Below are 12927 nucleotides of genomic sequence, written 5' to 3' on the forward strand. Positions count from 1 at the left end.
GCGGGCCGGGGCTCCGTGCCGGCTACGAACCCGTCAGCCGCTCCAGATCGCGGGGCAAGGTCTCCAGCGGCGGCAGGTCCAGCATCGCCCGCCGGGCCGCGCGGGCCCTGCCGAGGACCTCGCGATCGTCCAGCAGCCGCCGGGCGGCGGCCTCGATGGTGCCGGCGTCCGGGTGCGGCACGCTCGTGCCCAGGCCGAGCCGCCGTACGCGCTCGGCGTTGGCCGGCTGGTCACCGAAACGCGGGACGACCACCATGGGCACGCCCGCCAGCACGGCCTCCCGGATGCTGTTGTAGCCCCCGTGGGTGAGGAAGAGACGCGCGTGCGGCAGCAGCGCGGGCTGCGGGAAGTGCTCGACCACGTGGACGTCCGCCCCGCGGGGCGGCGTGACCGGGATGCCTCCGGTCGCCACCAGCGCGGTGCAGTCGAGCCCGGCCAGCGCGGTGACGATGTCCTGGAGCAGGACACTGGCGTCGTACCTGGCCGCCATCCGCTCCGGGATGCGCCCGCCCGCGCGCCGCAGCGCTGCCATCTCGGGCACGACCGTGCCCAGCGCGGCCATCACCAGCGGGCGGCCGGAGTTCAGCAGCGGTCTCCAGCGGGTGAGCGAGGGGTCGGCGGGGTCGACGATCGCGGGTTGCCGGTAGAACAACATCCGCCTGGCGGGATGGGCGCGGAAGGAGTACGCCGGCGGCATGAAATCGATAAGGCCGGAGCCGAAGACACGGTACGGATCACCGGCCGGGCGCAGCCCGAGCCGCGTGCGATGCTCGTTGAGCGCGACCAGCACGTCCGCCGGATCCAGCCGGTTGCTGACACCGGAGGGCGCCACCACCTGCCGCAGCCCGAAGGTCTCCGCCAGGAGGCAGGAGGCGAAGTCGCTGCCGTCACGCACGATCACGTCCGGCTTGAAGTCGTCGACGACCGGCCGCAGGGCCCGGAAATTGTCGGCGACGGCGCCGCCGGTGAAGACCGCGGACCAGTGACGAGCCTCCGGTCCGCCCCCGAGATGGTGGCGGCGCCAGTGCTCGACGGGGTCGGAGGCCACCGCCGACACGGTGACGCCATCGGTCGCGACCAGGCCCGCGAAACGCGGCGGCATCGCGGCCACGACCTCGTGACCGGCGGCGGCCAGCATCGAGGCCATGACCAGCATCGTACGGAAATCCGATTTCGCCCAGGTTGCCGTGATCATGGCTCGCAACTGTCGACTCCTAATGCGTTCTGGACCTCGTGGGGGAGCGGCGGCTGTTCGCCGGGCGCGTCCGGCAGGCGGGCGGTGATCAGCCAGCGTCGCGGCCTCGACTCGCCCGGCAGGAAGGCGGGGGCGAACTCGCGGCCGTGGCAGACGTCCGCATCGGCGGGTTCGCGTACGTCCGCCCGCCAGCCGTGCCGCGCCAGCCAGCGTTGCGGCTCGTCGGTCGCCGAGCGCCACCCGCGGCCGCTCCTTTCCATCGTGGCCAGCCACTGCCGCGAACGGGCGTTGACGAACACCGCGGTGTTGACGTGGTCCAAGCCGAGCGCGCTCCCGGGCGCCGACAGCCGGCCCAGGGCGGACAGCAGCCGCCCGGACTGCCGCTCGGCCAGGTAGAACAGCAGGCCCTCAGCGAGCCAGGCCGTCGGCACCCCGCAATCGAATCCCGCCGCAGCCAGCTCGCGGGTCCAGGAGGAGCCCGTCAGATCGGCCGGCACGATCACGCGCGAGCATCGAGGCCGGATGCCCGCCACCCGGACGACCTCCTCCTTCTCCTCGAACAGGCCCGGCAGGTCGACCTCGAACAGCCGGGTGCCGTCCGGCCAGGACAGGCGGAAGGCCCTGGCATCGAGGCCCGCCGCCAGCAGCACGATCTGCGCCAGGCCCGCCTCGGCCATCGCCGTCAGGTAGTCGTCGAAGAACCGCGTTCTGATCACGAACAGCGCACGCGCCCTGCCCGGCACGGGCCGGTCGGCGGGATACCTGCGGCGCACCTCCACCGCCAGCTCGTCGACGAACAGGGCGTCCGGCCTGAGCGACTCCTCAGCGCGCGCCCACGCGACCCACCGCGCCGTCTCACTGATGCGTTCCAACACGCCTCCCGCACGTCCAGACGGTAGCGATCATCCCCGGCCGCCCTCCGGCACGGCCGGGGAGCCGAGCAGGACGGGAAGGACTCTGCTGCTGTTGCTCAGGGGCGTGGCGAGCGGTTCCAGCTCCTCCGCCGGGGTGGCCAGAGCGAGGCCGGGAAAGGTCTCGAACAGGGCGGACAAGGCGATCTCCGCCTCCATCCTGGCCAGCGCGGCGCCCAAGCAGAAGTGCTCGCCCTGACCGAAGGACAGATGGTCGAGGGGCGGGTCGGACAGTTCGAAACGGGCCGCCCGCGCGCCGTAGCGGCCGGGATCGCGGCCGGCGGCGGCGTAGCACGCCAGCACCGCCTGCCCGGCACGCAGGCGGACCCCGTCGATCTCGGCGTCGCGCACCAGGTAGCGCATCGGAAAGTAGGCCACCGGCGAGTCCCAGCGCAGCGTCTCCTCCACGGCCGCCTTCCACGGCATCGCGCCGCCGCGAAGCAGCGCCAGCTGGCCGGGATGGGACAGCAGGGCCCGGACGGCGTTGGTGATCAGGTTGATCGTGGTCTCGTGGCCGGCGATGAACAGCGTCATGACCATGTCGTGCAGCTCGGTCCCGGTGAGAGCGCCGCCGTCCTCGTCCCGTACGGCGATCAGCGCGCTGGTCAGGTCGTCGCCCGGCTCCCTGCGCCGCAGGGCGATCACCTCGGCGAACAGCTCGCGCAACACCCGCATCCGGGCCGCGGCGTAGTCGGGGGCGTCGGTGACGCGGACCAGCGCGTCGGTGAGCCTGCCCAGGTCGGCGTGCCACGCGCGGGGCATGCCCACCAGCTCGCAGATGACGTTCCTCGGCAGCGGGTAGGCGTAGCGAAGGCGCAGGTCGGCCGGGCCCGGCGCGAGGGCGGCAAGGCCGTCGAGCAGCTCCCGGGCGTGCTCCTCGATGCGCGGCCGCAACCGCAGCACGCGCCGGGCGGTGAACGCCTTGCCGGCCAGGCGGCGCAGCCGCCGGTGCGCGCCACCCTCCTTGGCGATCAGGGATTCGGCGGCGACGATGTTGCTGAGCGGCCAGTCACCAGGCACCGCACCCCGCCTCCAGTCCGCCCAGTGACGCAGCTCCTTGGACAGCGCGGGATGCCCGAGCACGGTCCGCAGGGTGTCGTGACGGGTGGCCGCCCAGGCGCGAACCGGGCCGGGCAGCTCCACCGGCACCAGCGGCCCCGCCCGGCGCAGGCGCTCGCCCTGGCCGTGCAGGTCGCGCATGCCGGCGTCGATGACGACAGCGGGCCGGCCGTCCATCAGGACACCTCCTCGGGGTCGTGACCGAGGTAAAGGTCGCGGACGAGCTCGCCGGCGGCCGGGGCCTGGCACAGCCCGTGGCCGGAGAAGCCGGTGGCGTACAGGAACGGCACGGGCCCGCGGCGGCGGCCGATACAGGCCGTGCGGGACGGGCCGGCGTCTCTCGGCCCGGTCACCGCCGTGCGCAGGCCGCTGAGATCCACCCCGGGATAGATGGCGGCCAGCCGGTTCCTGACGCCCGCGAGCCACGCCTCCCGGCCGGGACCGGGAAACCCCATGCCGATCAGGAGCCCGCCGTCGCGCTTACGCAGCAGCAGGCCACTGGCAGCATGCAAAGTGACCGGGATGTCGGGAATGCCGGGCAGTGGGCCGGTGGTGAGCAGTTCCTGCACCGCCGGACCGCTCAACGGCAGGTCCACACCGGCCGCCGCGATCATCCACGACGACCAGGCCCCGGCCGCGCACACGATCGCCCGCGCTGTGACGGTGCCCGCCGACGTCTCCACCCGGCCCGTGTCGGCGTCCACCGCGGTGACCGGGCAGTGAACGTGCAGGGCCGCGCCCGCCCGCACCGCGGCCCCGGCCAGACTCCGCACGATGGCCGCGGTGTCGCTGACGTAGGCCTGCGGCGACCACGCAGCCCCCAGCAGGGACGGCTCATCGACCAGCGGGTTGCGCCGCCTGGCCTCCTCGGCACCGATCAGCTCCAGCCGCACGCCCGCGGCCCGCTGCCCGGGCAGCTCGGCCTCGAACGCGGCCACCTGCCCGGGCGCGGTGAACAGCACCAGGTAACCGACCTGACGCATGGGCGGTCCGCCGGGCAGGCGCCGGTAGGCCGCCAGGCTGCGTACGGCCAGCGCGGAACCCGCCGGATCGCCCGCGAAGTAGGCCCGCAGCACGTCCGCGGTGGCCCGCGACGCGCCCGAGCCCAGCCGGCCGCGTTCCAGCAGCACCGTCTCCACGCCCGCCTCGGCCAGCCGGGCCGCGATCGACAACCCGACCACCCCACCCCCGATGACCACCGCCTCGGCCTCACCGGGGAGCCTCACGCCGCCTCCTGACGCAGGTGGTCGCCCACGTCCCACGGAAAGAGCTGCAGGTTCCAGGCACCCAGGCAGTTGACGTACAGGGCCATGTGCGCCATCAGCGCGACGAAGTCCTCGTGCCGGTCGATGCGATCGGTGCAGTCCAGCGCCCGCTCCGTCAAATCGCGCAAGGTCAGCAACCCGCAGTAGCCGAGGAACTGCGCGGGCGTGGCGGCCAGGAGACGGGCCATCCGCCGCAGGCTGTCCATCGGCATGCCCTCGGCCGCCGCCCGCACCAGATTGCCGAAGCAGTTGTAGCCCAGAGGCCGGGTCTCACCGTTGACGAACAACAACGTCGTCAGCACCGTCCCGTAGCTGCCCGCCCCGGACGCGATACGCCTCGCATGCAGGTCCACCAGTTCCCCAGGAGGCCGGAGCCAGATGCTCTCGGTCTCGGCGTGCACCTCGCGCACCAGCTCGGCCACGGCGGGGTCGTGGGCGGGCAGGCGCGGCAGAGCGTGACCGCCCCGCCCACCGGCCCGCCGCACCTCGACGGTCACCGGACGGTCGGAGGCGTACACCGCCTGCCACACCGCCTGTCCCGCCTCGGCCAGCGCGGCCAGGTCCTGCGGCAGGACACGGCCGATCGGGGTGGCCGGCATCGGCTCGCTCAAAGGCCCGTACTTGATCCCCAGGTGCTGCAGCCGGGAGCAGAAGATCGTGCCGTCCGGCGCGTCGCGCCGATCGTCCACCCTGTACGTGGCGGGCGCGTGCAGCAACTCCGGGGCGGGGGCGAGGTGGTACAGGTGGTGGCCGGCGATGAGGGCATGGCCCTGAATGCTGCGATACGGCAACGCCTCCCACAGCGCCTGCGTCAGCGCGGCGTTACGCCCGTCCAGGTCCACGGTCACCGTGATGCCGAGCTCGGCCCAGCTGATCTGAATCTGTCGTCGCTTCATCTCCACGCGACCTAATGTGATTGATCCATTGCTCTCCGTAAAGGGCGAGCAGAAGACTATAGCACTACAGATAGTAATGTAATGACTACTATGAGTAGTATTCGTGAGACGCATCCCGCGGAGATCGCCGCGGGGGAGGAGGGAACATGACGGCTCAGCCGCCGAACCCCCACCGGCCGCACACGCCGGCCGCACGAAGGCCCGCGCCATGCTGAACAACGTGCTGCGGCCCGCCCCGCCACCGCCCATCCCTCCGGGCTGGCAGACAGGGCCGCCCGACTTCGTGGGCGTCGGTTCCATGAAGTCGGGAACATCGTGGTGGTGGGCCGTGCTGGCCGGACACCCCGCGGTCGCGACACCGCGACAACAGCCGGCCGACGCGACCGGCCGGACACCCGCCACACCACTCCGGCCGCCCTACGGCCACAAAGAAGTGCACTTCTTCGACCACTACGGACAAATAGCCGAATTCGACCCGGCCACCTACCACCGCTACTTCCCACGCCCACCCGGCCACCTGGTCGGCGAATGGACCCCCCGCTACATGTACGACCTCTGGACACCTCCAATGCTGCACACCGCCGCACCCGACACCAAACTGCTCGTCCTCCTCCGCGACCCCCTCCAACGCCTCCTGTCAGCCCTGGCCGCCCAACAACAATGGTTCCCCTCCGCACCACTCGCCGTGATCATGCAGCACCAGTTCCACCGATCCTTCTACTGGCGCCAACTCCGCTGGCTGACCACCCACTTCCCCCGCGAGCAACTCCTCGTCCTGCAGTACGAACAATGCGTCACCGACCCCGCCGGCCAAGCCCGCCGCACCTTCGCCTTCCTCGGCCTGGACACCACCCACTGGCAACCGGGCCGCGAACTCACCGAAAAAGTCGGACGCACCTACCCCCGCCCCACACTCACCAGCGCGACCACGAAAGCCTTCCTGCACGCGATCGCCCCCGACACCACCCGCCTGCTCCAGGAGTTCCCCCACCTCGAAGCCGACCTGTGGCCCAGCCTGCGCACCCTCCGGAAGCGAGACTGACAGCGGCATGCCACACATTCGACGGACTCCACGACATCGACCGCAGCCGCGTGGGGGAGGAGGCCGCCACGCGTATCGCCTGTCGCCGCCGAGCACGAGCTCGCCGACAGGCGCCACCGTCACCGCTGGGTTCCGCAAGATCGTCGGCCGGTGACGGGAGCCCGGGGGAGTCGGGCTGGGCTGGCGATGGCGTTGCAGCCTTGCGTCCTTGCGTTCTTCGCCGGGTTCATGGCCGTCGTCGCGACTACGAGCTATACCAGACAGAACCCACCTTCTGTCTGGTTTGGCATTATCTGTCGCTTTTGGGCTCGGTAGGGGGTCACAGGCGGTTGACGAAGCGGGCGGCGGCGCGCTGGCTCATGCCGGTCTCGCCGCGTACGAGGAAGACGGCGTCGCGGATCTGGCCGAGGGCCTTGAGCTCGCGTGCTTGATCGACGAGGTCGACGCTGACGCTGGGCCGGTTGCGCGGGCGGCGGGTCAGCCGGGCCGCGAGGATGATCAGCCAGATGGCGGCGGCGGTGATGACGGCGGTGAGCGCGATGAGGCTGGGGGTGGTCTCGAGGGCGGCCATGGTGGGGCGTCTGCCCGGGTTCGGGTGGTTTATTCAGCGCTTCGGTGGTTGCTTGATAATGAACATTATGTCAAGTAGCGCTTTCTGAGAAGGGGTTGCGCTCTCCTGGACAGGTGGGGCCGGTGGGTTCTCCGGGAAGATTTTTTGCGTTCCCCGTGGCGTCCCGCGGGGGTGGCGGTGCCGGTGGTGCGAGGGTGCTGAGCGGGGGTTTCGCGCTCTCGTACGGTGCTGCGGCGGGGTCTTCCCGTGCGTTGACGGCGGGTTTGACGCTTCGTTGATTCGCTGTCCTTGGCGGGATCTGTGGTTTTAGGGTGGAGCTCCTGCTATACGCGCCGCGAGAGGAGCAGCACGTGGGGAACTCGGTGTTATGCCCGGTGTGTCAGGGGGTCCTGCCCGCTTCCGGTAAGGAGTCGTACACGCCGCTGCGGGGGCGGTTGATCGTGACGAACGGGTACTGCGCGGGTGGGTGCGCCGGGATGGCGGATCAGGGCCGGCGGCAGGCTGAGCGGCAGGCGCAGGAGCAGACGCAGCAGATGGCGCGTCCGCAGTCCTCCCCCGCTGCTCCTCCGGTTGCGGCGCCGGTTCCGGTGGCTCCGGCGGTGGGTGCGGGGCATGCGCCGTTGCGGGTGGTGCGCTGATCTTCGGTGGTGCCCGGGTTTGTCCGGGCGCCCGGGTTTTCCGGGTGCCGGTGTTCTTCGGGTGCCGGTGTTCTTCGGGTGCCGGTGTTCTTCGGGGTGCCTGGGTCCGGCCGGTGGGCGGGCCGGTTTTCGGGGTGTGCCGGCGGTGGGTTATTGGTGGCCGTCGGTGGTGTGCCAGTAGTCGCGGGTCTGGGTGGCGAGGCCGTCGGGGTCGAAGCGGGCGAAGACGCAGCCGGCGAGGGTGATGGGGCGGCCGTTGTCGTGGGTGTGGACCCGGAATTCGATGGCGGCCTGGTCTCCGTCGACGATGGGGGTGGCGAAGGTGACGTGGGGGTTGCTTTCGCCGGTGAAGGACCAGGTGATGTAGTCGGCGATGGCTTGCTTGCCGTGGTGCGGGGGGCGGAAGGGCATGCTGGTGTGGACGGCGTCGTCGTGGTAGAGGGCGGTGATGGCGGCGGTGTCGTGGTGGGTCCAGCCGTGTTGCCAGGTGTCGGCGAAGCGTTGGGCGGCGGTTCGGGGGTTCATGGTGACCATTGTGGTGGTGTGGTGGGTGCCTCTCCCCCGGTTCGGTGGGTTCAGTGGTGGGGTGTGTAGGGGTGGGTGGCGGTGACGGCGGTGATGGGCAGGGGGCCGTACAGGTGGGGGTAGCCGTTCTCGATGCGGATGTCGAGGCCGGTGGGGTCGATGTCGAGGATGACGAGGGGTTGGGTGAGGTGGCTGTAGAAGGCTTGGTGGACGCCGTGGAGTTGGGTGAGGTCGCGGCTGCAGTGGATGAAGCCTTCTTGGTCGAGGGTGCGGCCGAGGGTGGAGATGCGGTACTCCCCTGTTTTCTGGGCGGCTTGCCAGTCGGTGTGCAGGGCGAGGTGGTGGATGGTCATGGGGTCCATTCGGTTTCGAGGATGGCGTAGATGGTTTCGCTGGTCCATTCGCCTTTGACGATTTCGTTGTCGATGAGGGTGGCTTCGCGGCGCATGTGGAGTTTTTCCAGGACGCGGGCGGAGGCGGTGTTGCGGGTGTCGATGCGGCCGGTGATGCGGTGGAGGCCGAGTTCGGTGAAGCCGAGGTGGAGCATGGCGCGGGCGGCTTCGGTGGCGTAGCCGTGGCCGTGGTGGTCGGGGTGGAGGATGTAGCCGATTTCGCCTTGGCGGTGTTGTTCGCTGGTCCAGATGAGCAGGGCGTTGCCGATCACTTGGTCGGTGGTGGGCAGGGTGATGGCCAGGTCGATGGCGTCGCCTTCGTGGTGGATGGCGGTGCGGGTGATTCTTTTGTCGAGGTGGGTGCGGGTGGTGTCGCGGTCGCGGGCGTCCCAGTAGAGGTAGCGGGTGACGTGGGGCAGGGATTCGTAGGCGTTGACGGCGTCGAGGTCGTCGGGGGTGAAGGGGCGCAGGTGGAGGCGGGGGGTGGTGAGGGGGTAGTCGGGTTTGATCATTGGGGCAGTGTAGGGAGGGGTGGTGGGGGTGGCAACGCGTTTTCGAGGGCGAGGGTGAGGAGGGTGCGGGTTTCGTCGAGGGGGCGTTGTTCGACGAGCTGTTCGAGCCAGAGGGCGGAGATGGTGGTGTGGAGGAGGCGTACGCGGGGGTTGGTTTCGGGGAGGTCGAGGGCGGTGGCGATGAGGTGGACGCAGCCGTCGGTCCAGCGGCGGGCGATGTGCTGGAGTGCGGGGTCGCGGCCGGCGTGGACGTAGAGCTCCCACAGGCCGAGTTGGCGGGTGCGGTCGGTGGTGGCGATCTGGTCGGTGATGGCGGTGAGGCCGTGGTGGGTGATCCGGGTGCGGGTGGTGGCGAGTTCGGTTTCGACGAGCTGGGTGAAGGCTTCGGCGAGGAGCTGGTCGCGTGAGGTGAAGTAGTAGGTGGTGGCGGCGAGGGGGAGGTTGGCGCGCTGGGCGACGGCTCGGTGGGTGACGGCGGCGAATCCGCCTTCGGTGAGGAGGGTGACGGCGGCGGTGAGGAGGGTGGCGCGGCGGCGTTTGCCGCGTGCTTGGGCGGGGGTGGTGGTGGCTGTGGTTGTGGGGGTGGCTGGGTTGGGGTGTCGGGCGGTTGGGGTGGTGGGGTTGGGCGCGGGGTTGTCGGCGGGATGGGGGGTCAATGGGCACCTGCGAGGTTGAGGACGACGACGCCGCCGATGATGAGGAGGATGCCGCTGATCTTGAGGGGGGTGAGGGTTTCGCCCATGAAGGCGGCGCCGATGAGGGCGATGGCGGCGGTGCCGGCTCCGGACCAGACGGCGTAGGCGGTGCCCATGTCGAGGTGGAGTTTGAGGACGCGGGCCAGGAGGGCGAAGGAGGTGATGTAGCCGGCGGCGACGACGATGGTCCAGCCGAGGTGGGTGAAGCCGTTGCTGAGTTTGAGTGCGGAGGTGGCGAGGACTTCTGAGGCGATGGCGAGGGCGAGCAGGAGCCAGGCCATGGTGGGGTTCCCCTGACGTGAAGTGGTACGGGTGTGCCAATTTTATCGGGGTGCCTGTCCCCCGCTCCCCCGGGCCTGGTGTGGTGTTCGGTCGGCTGGATCGGGTGTGGGGGTCTTGTGTTGGTGGAATCGCTTGAAAAGGGAGTCGAATACGTGTTCCACTGGTGGGCGTGGGTTGGGACGCGCTTTCGCTGGTCGACGACGCCGCCGATGAGCGTCCGCTGATCGAGCGGCGGGCGGTGCTGCGCGGGGATTTCTACGAGATGCAGGCCCGTACGGTGATCGAGCGGGTGCCGCAGGCCGCGGGCATCGCCCAGCGGTGGGCCGTGTCCCCCTACCGTGGCTGCGCCCATGCCTGCCGCGGCTGCGGTGCCCGTGCCGGGCATCGGCGGCTGGGGCTGGATGCGGGGCGTGATTTCGACACGCGGATCGTGGTGCGGCCGAATGTGGTGGAGCGGTTGCGGGTGGAGCTGGCGCGCTGGGAGGGCGAGGAGCTGGCGGTGGGGGTGAGCGGTGACTGTTACCAGGCGGCTGAGGAGACGTATCGGCTGATGCCTGGGGTGGTCGGGGCGCTGGCGGGGTCGGGGGTGCCGTTCACGGTGTACACCAAGAGTGCGCTGGTGTTGCGGGATGCGGGGTTGCTGGCTCGGGCGGGTGCGCGGGTGGCGGTGTCGATCGCGTTCGTGGACGAGCGGATCCGGCGGGTGGTGGAGCCGGGGGCGCCGACGGCGCAGGCGCGGCTGGAGTTGGTGTCGGCGCTGGTGGAGGCGGGGGTGGATTGCCGGGTGCTGATGGCGCCGGTGTTGCCGTTGTTGAGTGACGCGGCTGATCAGCTGGGGGCGACGGTGCGGCGGATCGCGGCGGCGGGGGCTCGGGTGGTGGAGCCGGTGGTGTTGCGGCTGCCGGTGGGGACGCGGGCGTGGTATCTGGAGTGGTTGGAGCAGGCGCATCCGCGGTTGGTGGAGCGGTATGAGGAGTTGTACGACCGTGCGGGGTTGCCGGCGGCGGGGTATGAGGGGCGGATCACGGGGCAGATCGCGGCGTTGTGCCGGGTGTACGGGATGGAGTGCGGGGCGCCGGTGGCGGTGCGGGGTGAGCCGGAGGCGGCGCAGCTGGCGCTGGTGTGACGGTGGTGGGGGTCAGGGGCGGCGGTGCAGGAGCATGCCGGGCCACTCCCCCACGGTGAAGGGTGTGGCGCGGGTGAAGCCGCAGCTTTCGTAGTAGGCGACCAGGCGGCCGTCGTCGCCGGCGTAGCAGTCGACGCGCAGGAGGGTGGCGCCGCGGGTGCGGGCTTCGTCGGCGGCCCAGTCGAGCAGGGCGCGGCCGACGCCGTGGCCGGCGTGGCGGCGGTCGGTGACCAGGGCCTGGACGTAGAGCTCGGGTTCGGTGGCGGGGGTGACGTAGTCGTGGGCGGGGCCGACGGAGATGCAGCCGGCGGGGTGGCCGTCGAGTTCGGCGATGCGCATGCCGCCGCCGTGGAGCCAGGTGGTGACCTGCTGGGTGCGGCGGGGGTCGCCGGTGAAGGGGCGGGTGCCCCATTGGCCGGTGCGGCCTTGGGTGGTGAGCCAGGCGACGGCGCTGTCGAACATGGCCAGGACGAGGGGGATGTCGCCGTTTTGTCCTGGGCGGATGTGCGGGGTCATCGGTTGTCGTTCTTCAGGGCGCTGCCCTTTTTCCACTGGGTGAACGACATCTGCCAGTAGCCCCAGCCGTTGTTCCATTCGAGTTCGCGGTTGGTGCCCTTGATGTCGACGACGTCGCCGCGCTGGAAGTTGTCGTAGAACCATTTGGCCTGGTCGGGGCGGGAGTTGATGCAGCCGTGGCTGACGTTGCGGACGCCTTGGGCCCAGACGTTGTCCTTGGCGTGGACGTATTCGCCGGAGTTGGAGATGCGGACGGCGTGGTCGATCATGACGTCGTAGTAGCCGGGGTCGCCTTTTTTGCGGCCTGGGGAGATCATGCGGACGGGGTTGCCGCGTTCCATGGTGAGGTGGACGCCGGAGGTGGTGGTGTATTCGCGGGTGGTGGCCATGCCGGCGCTGATGCGCATGGTTTGGACGCGTTTGCCGTCTTTGTAGACGTACATCATGTGCTTGGCGACGTCGACCTTGCTGATCTGCTTGGCGCCGATCTTGAGGTTGGCGGTGTAGTCCTTGACGCCGTAGAGGCCTTTGCCGCCTTTGATGCCGGTGATGTTGGCGTTGAAGGTGACCTTCTGGTGGGCGGGCCAGTATTTGGCGGTGCGGTAGATGACGACGGTGTCGTTGATCCAGCGCCAGGCGCCTTCGACGGGCTTTTCCGCCTCGACCTCCAGGGCCCGTTCGATGGTGGCCTTGCTGGTGACCGGCTGGTTGAAGGTGACGATGATGGGGGCGCCGACGCCGAGGGTCTCGCCCTTGGCGTTGGGGGTGACGTCGGCGATCTGCAGGGCGCGCTGGGGTTTGGCGGTGGTGAAGGTGCTGGTGGCGGTGGTGGCACCGGCGGTGGCGGAGACGTCGTAGCTGGTGGAGGGCTTCAGCGGCGTCTTGGAGATCCAGCGGGTCTTGTCGGTGTTGTATTTGCCGTCGAGTTGTTCGCCGTCGGCTTGGACGGTGACGTTGTCGAGGGCGGCGCCGGCGGCTTCGACGACGACCTTTTTCTCGGGGCTGACCTTGGTGGTGCCTTCGCCGGGGGTGATCTTGACTGTGGGGGCCTGGGGGGTGGCCACGGTGGTGCCTTCGGGGGTGCCGGTGCGGGGGGCCGCGGTGCCGCCGTTCGAGCATGAGGCCGTCAGGGCAGCCGCCGTGAGCAGCGCGAGTGCGGTGGCGGGTGTCCTCCAGGCGGGCGCAACGTTCAAGATCGTCCTCTCCCCACGGGCACCAAAAGGCACCCCAAAAACCTTAATGCTCCCACATGTATGACGCGGAATCGTTTGGGAGAGTTCGATCACATTTCTATTACTTATG

At 70.2% G+C, this 12927-nt stretch carries 15 protein-coding genes; 2 read left to right on the forward strand and 13 right to left on the reverse strand.

Going from position 1 to position 12927, the window contains the following annotated elements; all coding sequences use genetic code 11:
* Positions 1-22: 22 nt before the first annotated feature.
* Genes ACBJ59_RS23095 through ACBJ59_RS23115 form a run of 5 tightly spaced genes read right to left on the reverse strand, consistent with a single transcriptional unit; the run spans position 23 to position 5326 of the window.
* Positions 23-1195 carry a glycosyltransferase gene (locus ACBJ59_RS23095; protein WP_375112297.1) on the reverse strand — a complete coding sequence of 391 codons (1173 nt, stop codon included), beginning with the start codon at positions 1193-1195 and terminating at the stop codon, positions 23-25.
* Entirely contained in the window at positions 1192-2067 is an 876-nt protein-coding gene (locus tag ACBJ59_RS23100) for an SAM-dependent methyltransferase (protein WP_375112298.1), read from the reverse strand. The genes ACBJ59_RS23095 and ACBJ59_RS23100 overlap by 4 nt, the downstream gene beginning before the upstream one ends.
* A gap of 30 nt (positions 2068-2097) precedes the next feature.
* Positions 2098-3342: a cytochrome P450 gene (locus ACBJ59_RS23105; RefSeq protein WP_375112299.1), complete on the reverse strand. Its 1245-nt coding sequence runs from the start codon at positions 3340-3342 to the stop codon at positions 2098-2100.
* Positions 3342-4391: an NAD(P)/FAD-dependent oxidoreductase gene (locus ACBJ59_RS23110; protein ID WP_375112300.1), complete on the reverse strand. Its 1050-nt coding sequence runs from the start codon at positions 4389-4391 to the stop codon at positions 3342-3344. Before ACBJ59_RS23110 ends, ACBJ59_RS23105 begins: the two co-directional genes overlap by 1 nt.
* Complete coding sequence (locus ACBJ59_RS23115; RefSeq protein ID WP_375112301.1) at positions 4388-5326, reverse strand: hypothetical protein; 939 nt, start codon at positions 5324-5326, stop codon at positions 4388-4390. The genes ACBJ59_RS23110 and ACBJ59_RS23115 overlap by 4 nt, the downstream gene beginning before the upstream one ends.
* 208 nt (positions 5327-5534) lie before the next feature.
* Between ACBJ59_RS23115 and ACBJ59_RS23120 the strand changes: the two genes are divergently transcribed.
* On the forward strand, positions 5535-6368 hold the full coding sequence (locus tag ACBJ59_RS23120; RefSeq protein ID WP_375112302.1) for a sulfotransferase: 834 nt from the start codon (positions 5535-5537) through the stop codon (positions 6366-6368).
* 319 nt (positions 6369-6687) lie between these two features.
* On the opposite strand, the gene ACBJ59_RS23125 is transcribed toward ACBJ59_RS23120, so the two are convergent.
* The 6 genes from ACBJ59_RS23125 to ACBJ59_RS23150 form a co-directional block, all read right to left on the reverse strand.
* Positions 6688-6939: a hypothetical protein gene (locus ACBJ59_RS23125; protein ID WP_364132613.1), complete on the reverse strand. Its 252-nt coding sequence runs from the start codon at positions 6937-6939 to the stop codon at positions 6688-6690.
* Between the two features lie 788 nt (positions 6940-7727).
* Complete coding sequence (locus ACBJ59_RS23130) at positions 7728-8102, reverse strand: nuclear transport factor 2 family protein (RefSeq protein WP_375112303.1); 375 nt, start codon at positions 8100-8102, stop codon at positions 7728-7730.
* 50 nt (positions 8103-8152) lie between these two features.
* Positions 8153-8455, reverse strand: coding sequence for a DUF952 domain-containing protein (locus tag ACBJ59_RS23135; protein WP_364132611.1), 303 nt, complete (start codon positions 8453-8455; stop codon positions 8153-8155).
* The gene (locus ACBJ59_RS23140; protein WP_375112304.1) at positions 8452-9006 is read right to left on the reverse strand and encodes a GNAT family N-acetyltransferase; all 555 of its coding nucleotides are present in this window, start codon (positions 9004-9006) and stop codon (positions 8452-8454) included. Before ACBJ59_RS23140 ends, ACBJ59_RS23135 begins: the two co-directional genes overlap by 4 nt.
* Entirely contained in the window at positions 9003-9662 is a 660-nt protein-coding gene (locus ACBJ59_RS23145; RefSeq protein ID WP_375112305.1) for a TetR/AcrR family transcriptional regulator, read from the reverse strand. The genes ACBJ59_RS23140 and ACBJ59_RS23145 overlap by 4 nt, the downstream gene beginning before the upstream one ends.
* Complete coding sequence (locus ACBJ59_RS23150; RefSeq protein WP_364132606.1) at positions 9659-9982, reverse strand: multidrug efflux SMR transporter; 324 nt, start codon at positions 9980-9982, stop codon at positions 9659-9661. Before ACBJ59_RS23150 ends, ACBJ59_RS23145 begins: the two co-directional genes overlap by 4 nt.
* A gap of 170 nt (positions 9983-10152) precedes the next feature.
* Between ACBJ59_RS23150 and ACBJ59_RS23155 the strand changes: the two genes are divergently transcribed.
* Positions 10153-11109: a radical SAM protein gene (locus ACBJ59_RS23155; RefSeq protein WP_375112306.1), complete on the forward strand. Its 957-nt coding sequence runs from the start codon at positions 10153-10155 to the stop codon at positions 11107-11109.
* A 12-nt stretch (positions 11110-11121) separates the two neighbouring features.
* On the opposite strand, the gene ACBJ59_RS23160 is transcribed toward ACBJ59_RS23155, so the two are convergent.
* On the reverse strand, positions 11122-11625 hold the full coding sequence (locus ACBJ59_RS23160; protein ID WP_375112307.1) for a GNAT family N-acetyltransferase: 504 nt from the start codon (positions 11623-11625) through the stop codon (positions 11122-11124).
* Positions 11622-12911: an Ig-like domain-containing protein gene (locus ACBJ59_RS23165; protein WP_375112308.1), complete on the reverse strand. Its 1290-nt coding sequence runs from the start codon at positions 12909-12911 to the stop codon at positions 11622-11624. The genes ACBJ59_RS23160 and ACBJ59_RS23165 overlap by 4 nt, the downstream gene beginning before the upstream one ends.
* Between the last annotated feature and the right edge of the window lie 16 nt (positions 12912-12927).

This window comes from Nonomuraea sp. MTCD27, assembly GCF_041950495.1.
Lineage (GTDB): Bacteria > Actinomycetota > Actinomycetes > Streptosporangiales > Streptosporangiaceae > Nonomuraea.

What these genes read in the sequence shown, in the direction of transcription:
- ACBJ59_RS23095 (WP_375112297.1), bottom strand. Translation starts at nt 1,195, where the DNA reads ATGATCACGGCAACCTGGGCGAAATCGGATTTCCGTACGATGCTGGTC.
- ACBJ59_RS23105 (WP_375112299.1), bottom strand. Translation starts at nt 3,342, where the DNA reads ATGGACGGCCGGCCCGCTGTCGTCATCGACGCCGGCATGCGCGACCTG.
- ACBJ59_RS23115 (WP_375112301.1), bottom strand. Translation starts at nt 5,326, where the DNA reads ATGAAGCGACGACAGATTCAGATCAGCTGGGCCGAGCTCGGCATCACG.
- ACBJ59_RS23120 (WP_375112302.1), top strand. Translation starts at nt 5,535, where the DNA reads ATGCTGAACAACGTGCTGCGGCCCGCCCCGCCACCGCCCATCCCTCCG.
- ACBJ59_RS23125 (WP_364132613.1), bottom strand. Translation starts at nt 6,939, where the DNA reads ATGGCCGCCCTCGAGACCACCCCCAGCCTCATCGCGCTCACCGCCGTC.
- ACBJ59_RS23130 (WP_375112303.1), bottom strand. Translation starts at nt 8,102, where the DNA reads ATGAACCCCCGAACCGCCGCCCAACGCTTCGCCGACACCTGGCAACAC.
- ACBJ59_RS23135 (WP_364132611.1), bottom strand. Translation starts at nt 8,455, where the DNA reads ATGACCATCCACCACCTCGCCCTGCACACCGACTGGCAAGCCGCCCAG.
- ACBJ59_RS23140 (WP_375112304.1), bottom strand. Translation starts at nt 9,006, where the DNA reads ATGATCAAACCCGACTACCCCCTCACCACCCCCCGCCTCCACCTGCGC.
- ACBJ59_RS23150 (WP_364132606.1), bottom strand. Translation starts at nt 9,982, where the DNA reads ATGGCCTGGCTCCTGCTCGCCCTCGCCATCGCCTCAGAAGTCCTCGCC.
- ACBJ59_RS23160 (WP_375112307.1), bottom strand. Translation starts at nt 11,625, where the DNA reads ATGACCCCGCACATCCGCCCAGGACAAAACGGCGACATCCCCCTCGTC.